Below are 14,903 nucleotides of genomic sequence, written 5' to 3'. Positions count from 1 at the left end.
TTATTTTGCGAGAGTGAAAAATGTAAACGACACAAACCGAAAATGCAAGAAATGAAATCAAAAGTTGCAAAAACGTCTTGACCAGGGAGACGAATGTCTTTATAATCAAAAACATTAAAGCCACCACGAAAGAAAAAAGCCAGAATTTAAGGAGGACCATGATGAAAAAGAAACTGATTACCGGAATTGCCACCCTGCTCCTGGGCGTCTCCCTGCTGACCGGATGCGGCAGCAAGTCGGAGAAGTACATGATCGCCACCGATGTGACCTATGCTCCCTTCGAGTTTGAGCAGAATGGGAAATATGTGGGCATCGACATCGAGCTTCTGGAAGCCATTGCCAAGGCCGAAGGGTTCACCTATGAACTGAAGCCCATGGACTTCAGCGGCATCATCCCCGGCGTCCAGGCCAACCAGCTGGATGGCGCCATTGCGGGAATCAGCATCACCGATGAGCGCAAAAAATCCGTGGATTACTCCAATGAGTATTTTGACTCCGGTGTGGCCATCGTGGCAAAAGCCGACAGCACTTTGACCGGCGAGTCCGACCTCCAGGGAAAGACCTTTGCCGTGAAGAAGGGTACGGCTGGTGCCGCCTATGCGGAGAGCATTCTGGCGAAATATGGCGCAAAGATCATCTACTTCAATGACACCCCCAGCATGTTCCAGGCGGTGACCTCCGGAAACGCGGACGTCTGCTTTGAGGATTATCCGGTGGCCATGTACAAGTTCAAGACCGAAACCAATCCCGAGCTGAAAGTCATCGGCGACAAAGTCACCTCCACCCCCTACGGCTTCATCGTGAAGAAGGGGGCCAACGCGGAACTTCTGGCGAAGTTCAATGCGGGTCTTGCCAAGGTCAAAGCCAGCGGCGAGTATGACGCCATCATCGCCAAGTACATCGGAAAGTAACCGTCAAAAATACCGGAATCGAAAAGAGGGAAAACCGTGAACATCATTGAAATCTTCCGCTCCAGCCTTCCCGTGCTTCTGGAAGGCCTCCGGATGACCATCATCATCACCATCAGCTCCCTGCTGCTGGCCATGGTGGTGGGCCTTCTGGTCAGTCTCCTGCGTTTGTCGGGGAAAAAAGCTTTGGACTTCCTGGCCAAAGGCTATATCGATATCATTCGGGGAACCCCGCTGATCATTCAGGCTTTCTTTCTCTATTTCGGACTCCCGGATCTTCTCAATCTTCGAATCAGCAACTTAACGGCAGGCATTATCATCATGACCCTGAACTCCGGCGCCTATATGGCGGAGGTTTTCCGGGGCGGCATCCTCTCCGTGGACAAGGGGCAGACGGAAGCCGCCCGGAGCCTGGGGCTTCCCACAGGCAAAACCATGCGCAAGGTCATACTTCCCCAGGCGGTGAAGAACATGGTGCCCGCCTTCATTAACCAGATGATCATCTCCCTGAAGGATACCTCCCTCCTTTCCGTCATCGGCTTGGGGGAGCTGACCCAGAAAGGGCAGATCATCGTGGCATCCACCTATGACTCCTTCGAGATCTACTTCATCGTCGGCGTCATGTATTTTCTATTGATCAAGCTCCTCTCCCTCCTGGGTGAGGCTGTGGAAAGGAGACTTCGGGTATGATTGAAGTAAGAGATCTGGTCAAGAGATTCGGCAGCCTGGAAGTGCTCAAGGGCATCGATCTTCAGGTGGTTAGCGGCGAGGTGCTGTGCATCATCGGTCCCTCGGGATCGGGAAAGTCCACGCTTCTTCGCTGCCTGAACGGACTGGAGTCCATCAACGGCGGCCACATACTCATCAATGGAAAAGACATCACGGATCCTAAGGAAGACATCAACAAGATCCGGGAAAACATCGGCATGGTATTTCAAAGCTTTAACCTCTTTCCCCATATGAGCGTGCTGGAGAATATCATGCTGGCACCGGTGGAGCTGGGGATCCTATCCAAGGACGAAGCCAAGAAGAAGGCGATGGATCTCCTGGGAAAGGTGGGTCTGGCGGACAAGGCTTCGGTCATGCCCTCGAAACTCTCCGGCGGACAGCAGCAGCGGGTGGCCATTGCAAGGGCACTAGCCATGAATCCCGACATCATGCTCTTTGATGAGCCCACCTCTGCCCTGGACCCCGAAATGGTGGGCGAGGTACTCCAGGTCATGAAGGATTTGGCTCGGGACGGCATGACCATGGTGGTGGTCACCCATGAAATGGGCTTTGCCAAGGAGGTTTCCGACCGGGTAATTTTCATGGACGGCGGGAACATCGTGGAGGAGAACCTTCCGGAACTTCTCTTTTTGGAGCCCAAGGAGCAGCGCACGCGGGACTTCCTCAACAAGATTCTGTAATATTTTTTATCAAAAGACGGGTTTTTCCCGTCTTTTTTGTTGTTGGCGGATATTTCTGGGGGTGAGGCGTGCTATGATGGAAGAGGGGAAGTGTACCCTCGCATGCTTGTATATGATCGGAAATGAAGGATTAACATTTTGAAAACGTATTGACAACGGATGAATCTGCTCATATAATGACAATAACGAGCATAAACAATCACAAATAATCTAAATCGAGCAAGAAAGAGGTTGATTGTCATGTTTGCTGAAGAACGACAGAATCAGATTGCGGCGATGCTCGCCGTCCATTCCAGTATCAAGGTCACCGAGCTTTCGGAAACCTTCCGGGTTTCCGAGTCCACCATCCGGAGAGATCTCCAGGAGATGGAGGAGAAGAATCTTCTCAAGCGCACCCACGGGGGCGCCGTAGGACTCCAGAAGCGGACCTTCGAGCCCAGCTTCAAGGAAAAGCGGGCAGAGTACTTTGAGGATAAAATCCGCATCGGGGAACTGGCGGCGGAACTGGTGAATGAAGGGGACAGTGTCATCCTGGACACTGGAACCACCACCCTGGAGATCGCGAAACGGATCAAAGGAAAGCGGGTCACCGTCATCACCAACGGACTGGATATCGCGGAAGAGCTCAGTGATGTGGAAGGGCTGGAAGTCATCCTCACCGGGGGAACCCTCCGGGGAAAGACCCGGGCCATGGTGGGGTATCTGGCGGAAAACACGCTGCGCAACTTCAAGGCGGACCTGGCCTTCATCGGGACCAACGGAATCTCCGTGGACGATGGGATCACCACGCCAAACCACATTGAAGCCATGACCAAACGGGCCATGATCGCTTCCGCCAACCAGGTCTATGCCGTCTGCGATGCCTCCAAGTTCAATGAAGTGAGCTTTGCGGTGATCCAGCCGGTGCGGGGACTCACCGGGGTCATTACCTCGGGGGAGCTCAGCGAGGACATCATCAAGTCCTTTGATGAGGAAGGCGTGAAAATCATCCGGTAAGGAAGATATGAGGATAACGAATGAAGAGGAGGCGATGGCATGGTCATCACCGTAACCATGAATCCGGCCATGGACAAGACCCTCGTCCTGGATGGATTCACCCTGGGCGAAGTCAATCGGGTCGTCTTGGGTCGAAATGACATCGGGGGAAAAGGAATCAACGTGTCCAAAGTGCTGAAGGAGTTCGGTGAAGATTCGCTGGCCCTGGGATTTCTCGGCGGGATCCTGGAGGAAGTTTTCCTCAAGGAGCTGAAAACCATGGGAATTGGGCAGCGGTTTGTGCCCGTGAAGGGCAGCACCCGAACGAACATCAAGGTGGTGGATCGGGTGAAGGGAACCTTCACCGACATCAATGAACCGGGACCGGTGATTCAGGAAGAGGAGCTAACGGAGTTTCTTCGGCTCTATCGGGAAACGGTGACTTCGGGGGACGTGGTGGTCCTCTCCGGGGGTGTTTCCGAGGGGATTCCGGTGAAGATTTACCGTCTCCTGACGGAAATTGCGAAAGAAAAAGGGGCCCTGGTGGCCCTGGATGCTGAAGGGGAACTCTTCCGGGAAGCCCTGGAGGCAAAACCGGACATGGTGAAGCCCAATGACCGCGAACTGGCGCTCTACCTGGGGAAGGAACACCTGACGGAAGACGAGATTGTCGATGCGGCGAAGGAGCTGGTGGCGAAGGGAATTTCGAAGGTGCTGGTTTCCCGGGGGGAAAAGGGAAGTATCCTGGCCACGGCTGAGGGCATTCTCAAGGCGGAAGGCTTAAAGGTGCTGGTGAAGAGCACGGTGGGGGCAGGCGATTCCATGGTGGCGGCGATCATTTACAGTGTACTGAAGGGATATGGACCGCGGGAAACCCTGGCCATGGCCCAGGCGGCGGGAGCTGCCGCTGTCATGACGGAAGGAACCAAGGCGTGCACCCTGCAGGAGGTTGAAAGTCTTTTGCAGGCGGCGACAGAAAAAATCAAGGAGGAAAAACGATGAATACCAAAGATATGTTTTCCAAAGAGCGCGTGGTCTTCGGACTGAAAGCCCAGTCCAAGGCCGAGGTCATTGACGAACTCATCGATGTGCTGGTGGCCGATGGCAAGATCAAGGACAAGGAGGAGTTCCGCAAGGCGGTTCTTCACCGGGAAGCGGAGTTCTCCACCGGCATCGGCATGGGCATAGCCATTCCCCACGGGAAAAGCGATGCCGTGGCGGAAGCGTCCATCGTCTTCGGACGAAGCGATGCAGGGCTGGACTACGAGAGCATGGACGATCTGCCGGCGCATCTCTTTTTCCTCATCGCCGTTCCCCAGGAGTCCAGTGATCTTCACCTTCGGGCCCTCAGTGAAATTTCCCGGAACCTCATGCATCGGGAAGTGCGGGATCAGCTCATGAGCTGCCAGAACTTTGATGAATTTATCCGTGTTTTCGAATAAGTCCCACTTAAATTTGAGGAGGAATCATTCATGAAAATCGTAGCCGTCACATCCTGTCCCACGGGCATTGCCCACACCTACATGGCCGCGGAGGCGCTGCAGATTGCCGCCAAAGAAATGGGCCATGAGATGAAGGTCGAGACCCAGGGTTCTGTAGGTGCCGAGAACGTGCTCACCGCCGCGGACCTGAAGGAAGCCCATGCCGTCATCCTCGCCATCGACACCAAAATCGACCGTTCCCGTTTTGAGGGAGTACCCATGGTGGAAGCTTCCGTCAAGGATGCCATCAAGGATGCCAAGGGTCTCATCGAACGGGCCCTCGCCGCCAAGGCTCCTGAAGCCGCAGCTGTCACAAAAACACCGGAACCGGAGCGAAAGACCAAGACTGGGGTGTACAAGCACCTCATGACCGGAGTATCCTTCATGATTCCCTTCGTGGTGGCTGGAGGTCTTCTCATCGCCTTCTCCTTTGCCTTTGGCATTCAGGCCTTCAAGGAAGAAGGAACCATTGCTGCAGCGCTGATGAACATCGGAAGCTCAGCCTTTGGGCTCATGGTCCCCATTCTGGCCGGCTACATCGCCTATTCCATTGCAGACCGTCCGGGTCTTGTCCCCGGTATGGTGGGCGGAATCTTGGCCAACAGTCTGGGAACGGGGTTCCTGGGTGGTCTCCTGGCCGGTTTCCTTGCCGGATATCTCGTTCTTCTTCTGAAGCGCGTGATTCGTCTGCCCAAGTCTTTTGAAGGACTCATGCCGGTTCTCATTCTCCCCGTGCTCTCCACTTTAGTCGTGGGCCTGGTGCTCATCTTCATCCTGGGCGGCCCGGTGAAATCCATCAACGATGCCATGCTCGGCTGGCTGAATGGCCTCAGCGGAACCAACGCCGTGGTCCTGGGCGGAATTCTGGGCATCATGATGGCCGCGGACATGGGCGGCCCCATCAATAAGGCAGCCTACACCTTCGGTGCGGCCACCATCGGACAAGGACAGCCCTCCGCCGTCATGGCTGCGGTCATGGCTGCCGGAATGGTTCCCCCACTGGCCATTGCCCTCTCCACGGTTCTGGCCAAGAACAAGTACACCCTGGAAGAGCGGGAAGCCGGAAAAGCCAACTGGGCTCTGGGCGCCTCCTTCATCACTGAAGGCGCCATCCCCTTTGCCGCAGCGGATCCCCTCCGGGTCATTCCTTCCATGATGCTGGGCTCAGCCACAGCAGGGGCTCTCTCCATGCTCTTCGGCGCAACACTGGCGGTTCCCCATGGCGGAATCTTCGTTCTTCCCATCCCCAATGCCGTGGGCAATCTCCCCATGTACATCCTGGCCATCCTCATCGGCTCTGCCGTAGGCGGTGTGGTTCTCACCCTGCTGAAAAAGAAAACGGCGTAATTTCAGACAAAATTCCTTGGGGCACCTGCGGGTGCCCTTTTTGTGGGATCCAATTCGGTGGATTTTAACCAGCAGAGTGTCAGGAGGGTAATATCACAGTTCTAAGTGTGAAGTATCGGTGGAGCAGTTCAGGGGAAACCTGGGAAAGTGTAGGGAACAGGTTGAATCTAATGAACGCAAAGTCTTATCCCAGGTGTCGTTTGGAATAGTCATGAGTTTAATCCATGAAGTGCAAAATATTTATGTCGGCTAGTATTAACATTTTCCGATATCTATATTATAATGATGACAGACATACGGTATTCGGTACATGATATCACTATCAGGTGCAACAGAGGGTGGCGTATTGTCAATCCATAACGGAAGGAGAACAACCATGAAAAACAAGGAAGACAAGACCAAGATCCTCTTCACCATGCCTGTGGATTTAAAAGAAGAACTGTCCAAGGAAGCCGAGAAGGACTTCAGATCCCTGAACAACTACATCCTTTGGGTTCTGCTGAACAGGAACAATAAATAAGTGACCTTTGCCGGGAAGATTCCCGGATGAGATGCCTGGAGCTTCGCCATGATGCGAAGCCCCAGGCATTTTTTTTGTTCTAAAAAATGAGACTCCTCCAGGTCATGAAATCCGCGGCTCGTTCCTTAACAAACTCTTAATATTTTGATTCTCAAAATAACACGGCGTATAATGAGGGTATTCATTTTTGGAGGAAGATATTGTGGGAAAACTGGAAAGTCTGAAAATCGGGAACCTGGAAGCACGGGTTCCGATCATACAAGGAGGCATGGGGATTGGCATTTCGCTGTCCGGCCTGGCTTCCGCCGTGGCCAATGCAGGAGGCATCGGGATTATCTCGGGGGTACAGATCGGGTTCAAAGAGCCGGATTTTGTAAAGAACAACCTGGAGGCCAATCGTCGGGCTCTGCGCAAGGAAATAAGGCGTGCTCGGGAGTTGGCGCCGGAGGGTGTGCTGGGGGTAAATCTCCTGGCGGCCATGACGACCTACGATGAGCTGATTCTCACCGCCATTGAGGAGGGCATTGACCTCATCATCACCGGGGCGGGACTTCCCCTGGATCTGCCTAAGCTGGTCCAGGGCACCAGGACCAAAGTGGCTCCGGTGGTCTCCTCCGGGAAAGCCGCTGCGGTGATATCCAAAGCCTATGATCGGCGCCATGGCGTCGCAGCGGATCTCTTCATTGTGGAGGGACCGGAGGCTGGCGGTCATCTGGGCTTCAAGAAAGAACAGGTCCTGTCGGGGGAAACGCCAAAGCTGGAAGACCTGGTGGTGGAAGTGCTGGAGGCAGTGAAGCCCTACGAGGAAAAGTACGGCCGAAAAATCCCTGTGGTGGCTGCGGGCGGAATTTTCACCGGTGAGGATATTGCACGATTTATCTCCCTGGGCGCCGCCGGGGTACAGATGGGTACCCGGTTTGTGGCCACGGAAGAGTGTGATGCAGATCTTTCCTTTAAAGAAGCCTATGTGGCGTCAAGGAAAGAAGACATCCGCATCGTCCAGAGCCCCGTGGGCATGCCCGGCCGGGCCATTGCCAACGCCTTCACGGAGCGCATGGATGAAGGGAAGATTCCGGTGAAGCGCTGCTACAACTGCCTCGTTCCCTGTGATCCCCGGACCACGCCCTACTGCATCTCCGATGCCCTCATGCATTCTGCCACGGGGGAAACGGGACTTCTCTTTGCGGGAAGCAATGCCTGGAGAGTGGAGGAGATCGTACCGGTGGCCAAGCTCATGGATGAGCTGACCCGGGACGCTGAAAATCTGCTGTAAATTGAAGAAGGTTCTCCGCTTGGAGAACCTCTTTTTATTGCGTTTGCTAGAAAGTCTGATTTTTATAGCTCAACAGATGTCGGTTCCGAAGTACCAGGATGGACTGGAGGGTCATGAGAAGACCACAGACCAGGAGGAGCTGTTCAATGGTCACCCGGTCCGATAAGGGGCCGAAAATCAGCATGCCCAGGGGCATCATGGCGGCGGAGGCATTAACGAGGCTGAACACCCGGCCCAGCTTCTCCTCAGGCACCACCTCCTGGAGAAGAGTGGTGATGGGGGTATGGTAATAGGGAATGACAAGACCCATGACGGCGATGAAGGCCAGGTAAAGCCAGAAGGTTGTGGCCAGCCCCATGCCCGAGGTGAGGATTCCCAAAAGGAGCAGGGCCACGCCGAAGGTCCGGGTCCGGTTTTTGAAGCCGGGCCACAGGGCGATGAGAAATCCCCCCAGAATATGACCGCCGAAGAAGGATACCTCGTTGAGGGTCAGGCGCCAGTATTCTTCCCCATAGCTTCGGGCCACTAAAAGCGGCGTCAGCATAGCCACGGGGGAGACAAGGAAGTAGACGGAAAGGCGGGATAAGATGAGGGAAAGGATGAAGCGGTTTTTGCCCACATAGCGAAGGCCCTGGAGGAGGTCTTCCCGGTAGCTGACGGTCTGCTTTTCCCGGGCTTTGACATGGGCGGAGACCTTCAGCCGGAGAAGGAGAAACACGGCCGTGAGGGCGGTGAGGACATCCAGAAAGAAGACCAGGGACAGGCCGGCATAACTGAGCAGGAGAGCGCTTAAGGGAGGGGCCAAAAGGAGCATGACGGACTCTACGCCCAGGTTGATGCCATTGACCTTCATGAGTTTGTCCTTGGGGACGATCTGGGGGAGAAGCGCACTGACCGCAGGGGTCTGGATCCCGGTGAACAGGGAGCGGATGAAGGAAACGGCAAAGATGGCCGTGTAGCTCTCATGGCCCTGCCAGAAGAGTACCGCCAGGCCGAAAGTAGCTGAGGCGATGGCCAGATCGGCGATCATGATGAGATACTTCCGGGGAAACCGGTCGGCCCAGACGCCGGCAAAGATCCCCACCATGAGCTGGGGGAGAAAGCCGAAGAGGGTGGAGATCATGAGCATGATGCCGGAGTTGGTGGACAGGGTGATGTACCATAAGATGGCATAGGATACTAAAGATGAGCCAAAGAGGGAAATGGCCTGACTGGAAAGGAAGAGGATCGTGTCTTTTTTCCAGGAGGGGGAGGGGGTTGTCTCCATAACTTTTCGCTCCTTAGGGACGAAAAAGGATCCGGCAAGCGGATCCTTTCGATTCGGGGTATGCTTACCACGTATTGTTGCGGTATTTTTTCACATAGTTGACCTGACGGGCCATCATGTAGAGCTTTCGCTTGAAGTGATGGTCATTTTTATAGAAGAGGGGATTGCCCCACTTTCCTTCCCGGATCAGCGTGCGGATTTCCCCATTGATCTGGGGGTTTTCCACAAAGTTCTTCAGGACATACTTGGGAACTACGGTGAAGAGGAAGTCTTCCTTCAGGTAGGTCAGGGGTTTGGTCTTTCCGTAGATGAGATCATCCACCAGGTAGCGGGCCATGTTGTGGCCGCAGAAGGTGACATAGTAGCTGGAACGGCCCTGACGGATATTCACCTCGAAGACCTTGAACTTTCCGTCCCGCTCGTCGTACTTCAGATCGAAGTTGGCGAAGCCCACGTAGTGGAGATCTTCCAGGAAATTCACGAGCTTGGTCATCATCTCTTCATTGAAGCGGGTGATGAGGGCGGTGTAGTTGCCGATGGCCGTCACCGTATGCTCCTGGAGAACCACCTGGGCATAGGTGATGAGCTGGGCTTTTCCCTGCTGGTCGGCATAGTAAACGGCATCCCACATGTAGGAATCATCGCCGGGGATGTAGTCCTGGATGATGAGATCCTCCCGGTACCCGCTGGCGGTGATCTTCTGGATGACCTCGTTGACTTCTTCCAGGCTTCCCAAACGGTAAACCTTCTGGGCGCCTTCAAAGGGATGCTTGTAGTATTCCACGCCGTTGCTGGGCTTTAGAATCACGGGATAGCGCATCTCCTCAGCAAAGGGCGCTGTGTCCTTGCAGGAGTGGTAGAAGGTCGCGGGGGTATCGATGCCGTGGTCCTTGCAGAGCTCATAGAAGTTTTTCTTCACATAGAGCTGGTTCATGAGGTCTTCCGTGATATAGTTCATGAGGTAGCGGGTCTTCAGAAGCTCCTGGTTCTGAATGATGAGCCGGACGTAGGGATCATTGGTGCCCACCAGGATCAGTTTCTTTCCGGGTTTTTCGTGACGCTGGGCCACGTCCAGAAGAATGCGGGCAAAGGCGGAGGGTTCGTTGAGATCCTTATGGATCTCCAGAGCGCCGATGATGGAGCTCAGTTCCGTGAAGGGCAGCATGACGCGGCCCACGACGACGGGTTTGATGCCGTATTCCTCATGAAAGGAAATGGCCATATTGTAAGCATTAATATCGGTTCCGATGATGACGGGGATGAAGGGATGTTCCATAATGAACCTCATTTCGTTGTTTTTCAGGGTTGATTCTTTATTCATTATGGTAGATTTTTCCCCGGATGGCAAGTGGGCCAGGGGAAAAGCCGGAGGTCAGGCAGAAGGGAGGGCGGGGTTACTCCGTAAAACCTCTTCCCTTTGCCCCTGTGCAAACATTTTCGGGATTCTTTGTTAAATCCTAGTGAGGACAGGGGTTTTTTGCTATAATTTTTTATGAGGTGTGAGAAGATGATCTATAAGAAGATGATAACCGGTCTCCTGAGCCTGGCGGTGCTCTTGTCATCAGCCCAAGGCTTGGCAGTCTATGCAACAGAAACAATCGTGGAGACTCCTTCCGTGGAAACCCCTGCCGGGGAAGCGGCAGCCGTGGACCTTCCGTTGAGTATCCCCAATCCGCCCCAGGTGCCGTCCCTTCTTTCTGAAGGGGTTGTGGTCATGGATGCCCAAAGCGGATTGATCTTGTATGAGAAAAACGGATTCCAGCAGTATATGCCAGCGTCCACCACAAAGATGATGACGGCGCTCCTGACCATGGATCACCTGAAACTGGATCAGATGATCACCATTGGCCCCAATCCTCCCTTTGCCGAGGGAGCATCCATGGGCTTTAAGGAAGGGGAGATTGTCTCCGTCCAGGATCTTTTGTATTCCCTGCTTCTCCATTCCGCCAATGATGCGGCCTTGGCCCTGGCGGAAGCCATATCGGGCACGAAAGAAGAGTTTGCCAAGCTCATGAATGAAAAGGCCCGGGAGCTGGGATGCCTGAACACGAATTTTGCCAATCCGTCGGGACTGACGGATCCCAACCATAAAACCACGCCCTATGATCTTTCCCTCATCGCCCGGGCGGTGTCGGAAAACCCCACCCTGGTGGCCATCGACCATGTGTATTCCTATAAGCTGTCCACCACGAACCTGGAACCGGAGCTGAACCGATGGGCGACGAATAAGAACGCCCTCCTGACCAAGGGGCATAAGCTCTACTATGAGCCCACGGTGGTGGCGAAGACCGGATGGACGCCGGAAGCGGGCTATTCCCATACGGCGGTGGCCGAAAAAGACGGGAAGCGTTTTGTGGTGACCGTCATGCGGGCAGCCAACCAGACCAACTATTGGGAAGAGACGAGACTTCTCTTCGAGTGGGCCTTTGCAACATTCTCTGTCCAGAAGGTCTATGCCGCAGGTCAGGTGATGAAGCAGATTCCCCTGAAGAAACAGCAGGTGCTGAACCTGGTGGCAGAGAAAGATTTTTACTATGCCACCGCCAATGGTGCGGCGGCCTCCGGATTTGAACTGCATTATGATCAGGAGATTGACCTGAAGGAAAATGTGGTAAAAGGCGAGAAGGTGGGCGAAGTGTCCGTGATGCTGGGCGGCCAGAAAGTCGGCAGGGTGAACCTTCTGGCGGATCAGGATGTGGATGTGGAGTCTGAAGTTCTTTCCGAAGAAGCCAACAAGCCTGGTGGAGTCTGGGGAGCCCGGTTGAAGGTCCTGGGGAAAGTTCTCCTGGGGATTGTAGGGGCATTTGCCCTCCTCATCCTTGTGGTTCGGACCATCAACCTTCGCCGAAGAAAGAAGAGACGGATGCAGAAGCTCTATTCCAACCGGAATTTTCCCAAGAACAACCGATAGATGTCCTGTGGAACGCCCCAGGGGGGCGTTCTCGTTTTTCCATTGAAAGGAGTTATAAACTATGCATTCTCCAACGGCCATCATCCCCCATGGGGAATTTGTCATCGTGGATATTGAAACCACGGGGTTTTCCTGCGAGAAATGCAGCATCCTCCAGATCAGCGCCCTGAAAGTCAGGGGCGGCGAGATTGTGGAGGAGTACAGCACCTATATTCTTCAGGACCGACCCATTCCCTACTTTATCACCAAGCTCACAGGAATTACGGACCGGCATGTGCGAAAAGGGATCCCTTTAGCCCAGGCGCTGGAAGGGTATCTTCGTTTCCTGGGGGATTTGCCCATGGTGGGGCATAATGTCTCCTTTGACTACGGGTTTCTTCAGCATTATGCAAGGCAAACCCTGGGAAGGTCCATTCCCAACATGCTCATCGATACGGTTCGCCTGGCCAAGGGCAAAGTACGCCAGGTGGAAAACTACAAACTGGGGACCCTGGCGGACTATTTCCAGATCGCCCGGGAAGGACAACATATGGCCGATGTGGACACCCGCATTACCTATGAGCTGATCAAGGCCCTGTCCCGTGATGAGGATTGCTGAGCAGTCCCTGTCGTTAGTTAGAAGAATCCTTAATGCAAAAGAGACAGGAAATAACCGGAGGGGATCCTCCGGTTATTTTCATGCTGAAGCACTTCATAGAGAGGGAGAGCCAAAGGCTTGGATAAAATCCAAAAAAAATCCCCGCAAAATGCGGGGAAAAAGTGCGGGATGATGAGCCGGATTACTCGGGTTTTGTTTCCGTAGTCCGGTTAGCCAGGACCCAGAGCATGTAGCTGTTCAGGGAACGGGCCTGCTCTTTGCCTTCCAGCTGGAGTTCTTTCTTCAGTGTTTCAGGGATTGTCAGTAGAATTTTGTAGGTGCTTCCTGGTTTTTTTGCCATTTTTTCTACCTTCCATTACTATATTTTTGCCTGAAATGAACCTATGATATCACTAATATTATAGCATAAGTAAAACATTGAGATCCAATAGAAATCTCTTTTGAATAAAAATATGTTAAAAAGCCATTATTTCAGTTGAAAAGTGAAAAACTTTAATTTTAAGTAAGATAGAAACGATAAAAAAAGATGTATTAATAATCGTATTTTAGATTCTATATTGCTTCTGACGTTGAGTTAGATTTGTGGTTGAAGAATTGCATTTTTCAAAAAAGAATGGTAAAGTAATCACAAAGCAAATATAATTAAAATATCAAAAATATAATATTATATAAATACAAATTGTAATAAGCAATATACGGTTATCTCGTAACTTTAATACATAATGAATGATTCTGTGAGTGTAAATACCTTAAATAATATGACACTCCATTATCACCAAATGAAAACAAATTTAAAATTAAAATGAAAGGATGGTAAGTATGGTAAATACATTTTAATTACTCTAAGAATAAATCATTCATGATCGTTAATTGGCTTCAAGAATATTTGATAAGTACTCTTATAAGTAAAAAGTGATATTCTATATATTTCTTGCCGTAATGTAGTTTTCATTTTGCAAGTATATTAGATTCAATGATATTAATGAAATGCGGGGTTAAGTTTATGAAAAAAACTATTAGTATAATTGTCGCATGTATCATGATTATTCTTGTTGTTGGATGCAGTAAAGATACAACAGATCGAACGGGTCAAGTCAAGACCCCTTCCACCTCAAGTGCCCAGGAGGGAAACGACTACCTAGAAGTTATCGAGTTGTTCGAGAAGAATGGTTTTACGAACATAAAAGTTGAGAAAGTTGAAGATTTAATCACTGGATGGCTTACAAAAGACGGAGAGGTAGAATCAGTATCTATTGGAGGAGATGTAAAATACTCAGAGGGAGAATGGTTCCCTATGGATATTGAAGTTATCATTTCCTATCATACCTTTCCTAGGCAAAACTCTGATGCAGAAACGCCTTCTGAGGAACCCGGAAAAGAAGACCCAAGTACTGAAGAGGCTTTAGCGGAAGCGTTGGAAGCTGTTTTTCCTGTAGTTAATGCTCAAAGAGCAGCTGTTGTTTTGTTTACTAACTATTTCGCTACAGATGTTTTCGCACCCGATGGAAATACATATGATGTCACCAAGTTTCATCGTTATGAGGATACTTCTGGAAATTTCTACAAATATTACTTAAGGGTAATATATACTGGTGATTGGACACCGAAGGATAAGCAAAGTTGGCATGTGGAAAAAATTATGTTGGAGCATAGTTTTGGAAATGAGCTTATTGCTTCGCTCGATGTGACCTATGATGGAGTGAACATGATCATCTCCAATATTTCTGGGACTTTTGGGAAGAATGTCGATTTAAGTGAAATTGAAACATCATCAAATGCTTCAATCTTTACTACAGTGAGTCCTGAGATGATAAAAAACGACCGTGCTCAGACAAAAATAGATTCTCATCATGATTGGGTGAATGGGCAGTTCGGAATTTTCGATGGCTCACATAAGAATCTTGTTAAACTGATCAAGAAAAATCTTAATGATGAGAGTTCTTTCGATCATATTGAGACTTCATTCGTGGAGATTTCCGAAGAGGCAATCCGTGATGATTTGAATCAAAGACTAAAAGCAACAAACATTGATGCAACAGTCGAAATTGGCGATTTGTGGATTGAAACGCAGTTTTCAGCGAAAAATGCATTTAATGCAACGGTTAAAAAAACAGCGTATGGTATAGCCTCCTTCACGAACGATACGGTGACATTGGTTTCGATCAATTAGCTAATTTATTCTGATGGAAGAAGTAAGGCATCACTATTCACACA

Annotated in this window: 15 protein-coding genes; 12 read left to right on the top strand and 3 right to left on the bottom strand. The window is 51.5% G+C overall.

Features of this window, described 5'->3' with window-relative positions:
• Window positions 1-158 precede the first annotated feature (158 nt).
• From KCG48_RS10940 to KCG48_RS10905, 9 genes are all read left to right on the top strand, one after another.
• Complete coding sequence (locus KCG48_RS10940; protein ID WP_211802253.1) at window positions 159-911, top strand: transporter substrate-binding domain-containing protein; 753 nt, start codon at window positions 159-161, stop codon at window positions 909-911.
• A gap of 36 nt (window positions 912-947) precedes the next feature.
• Window positions 948-1,598, top strand: coding sequence for an amino acid ABC transporter permease (locus KCG48_RS10935; protein WP_211802252.1), 651 nt, complete (start codon window positions 948-950; stop codon window positions 1,596-1,598).
• Window positions 1,595-2,317, top strand: a complete 723-nt coding sequence (locus tag KCG48_RS10930; protein WP_211802251.1) for an amino acid ABC transporter ATP-binding protein — start codon at window positions 1,595-1,597, stop codon at window positions 2,315-2,317. The genes KCG48_RS10935 and KCG48_RS10930 overlap by 4 nt, the downstream gene beginning before the upstream one ends.
• 240 nt (window positions 2,318-2,557) lie before the next feature.
• Window positions 2,558-3,313 (top strand): DeoR/GlpR family DNA-binding transcription regulator, encoded by a 756-nt coding sequence (locus KCG48_RS10925; protein WP_211802250.1) that lies wholly within the window; start codon window positions 2,558-2,560, stop codon window positions 3,311-3,313.
• A gap of 39 nt (window positions 3,314-3,352) precedes the next feature.
• A complete protein-coding gene (gene pfkB / locus KCG48_RS10920) occupies window positions 3,353-4,294 on the top strand; it encodes a 1-phosphofructokinase (RefSeq protein ID WP_211802249.1) in 942 nt (313 codons plus the stop codon).
• Window positions 4,291-4,734, top strand: a complete 444-nt coding sequence (locus tag KCG48_RS14790; RefSeq protein WP_230977104.1) for a PTS sugar transporter subunit IIA — start codon at window positions 4,291-4,293, stop codon at window positions 4,732-4,734. Before pfkB ends, KCG48_RS14790 begins: the two co-directional genes overlap by 4 nt.
• Before the next feature lie 30 nt (window positions 4,735-4,764).
• On the top strand, window positions 4,765-6,120 hold the full coding sequence (locus KCG48_RS10915) for a PTS fructose transporter subunit IIC (protein WP_230977103.1): 1,356 nt from the start codon (window positions 4,765-4,767) through the stop codon (window positions 6,118-6,120).
• Between the two features lie 376 nt (window positions 6,121-6,496).
• Complete coding sequence (locus tag KCG48_RS10910; protein WP_211802248.1) at window positions 6,497-6,640, top strand: hypothetical protein; 144 nt, start codon at window positions 6,497-6,499, stop codon at window positions 6,638-6,640.
• 202 nt (window positions 6,641-6,842) lie between these two features.
• Window positions 6,843-7,913, top strand: a complete 1,071-nt coding sequence (locus KCG48_RS10905; RefSeq protein WP_331000394.1) for an NAD(P)H-dependent flavin oxidoreductase — start codon at window positions 6,843-6,845, stop codon at window positions 7,911-7,913.
• A gap of 46 nt (window positions 7,914-7,959) precedes the next feature.
• Here KCG48_RS10905 and KCG48_RS10900 read toward each other — a convergent pair whose 3' ends face one another.
• Both KCG48_RS10900 and KCG48_RS10895 read right to left on the bottom strand, forming a co-directional pair.
• Entirely contained in the window at window positions 7,960-9,180 is a 1,221-nt protein-coding gene (locus KCG48_RS10900; RefSeq protein WP_211802247.1) for an MFS transporter, read from the bottom strand.
• A gap of 64 nt (window positions 9,181-9,244) precedes the next feature.
• Complete coding sequence (locus tag KCG48_RS10895) at window positions 9,245-10,456, bottom strand: carboxylate--amine ligase (RefSeq protein WP_211802246.1); 1,212 nt, start codon at window positions 10,454-10,456, stop codon at window positions 9,245-9,247.
• Window positions 10,457-10,687: 231 nt separating this feature from the next.
• On the opposite strand from KCG48_RS10895, the gene KCG48_RS10890 reads away from it, so the two are divergent.
• Both KCG48_RS10890 and KCG48_RS10885 read left to right on the top strand, forming a co-directional pair.
• Window positions 10,688-12,091, top strand: a complete 1,404-nt coding sequence (locus KCG48_RS10890) for a D-alanyl-D-alanine carboxypeptidase family protein (RefSeq protein ID WP_211802245.1) — start codon at window positions 10,688-10,690, stop codon at window positions 12,089-12,091.
• Window positions 12,092-12,152: 61 nt separating this feature from the next.
• Window positions 12,153-12,689, top strand: a complete 537-nt coding sequence (locus KCG48_RS10885) for a 3'-5' exonuclease (protein ID WP_211802244.1) — start codon at window positions 12,153-12,155, stop codon at window positions 12,687-12,689.
• A 181-nt stretch (window positions 12,690-12,870) separates the two neighbouring features.
• Here the strand turns inward: KCG48_RS10885 and KCG48_RS10880 are convergent, their stop codons facing one another.
• The gene (locus KCG48_RS10880; protein WP_211802243.1) at window positions 12,871-13,029 is read right to left on the bottom strand and encodes a hypothetical protein; all 159 of its coding nucleotides are present in this window, start codon (window positions 13,027-13,029) and stop codon (window positions 12,871-12,873) included.
• A gap of 663 nt (window positions 13,030-13,692) precedes the next feature.
• Between KCG48_RS10880 and KCG48_RS10875 the strand changes: the two genes are divergently transcribed.
• Window positions 13,693-14,859, top strand: a complete 1,167-nt coding sequence (locus tag KCG48_RS10875; RefSeq protein ID WP_211802242.1) for a hypothetical protein — start codon at window positions 13,693-13,695, stop codon at window positions 14,857-14,859.
• The last annotated feature ends 44 nt before the right edge of the window (window positions 14,860-14,903 follow it).

The organism is Proteiniclasticum sediminis (assembly GCF_018128025.1).
GTDB lineage: Bacteria > Bacillota > Clostridia > Clostridiales > Clostridiaceae > Proteiniclasticum > Proteiniclasticum sediminis.
This window is presented reverse-complemented; position numbering and strand designations above follow the sequence as displayed.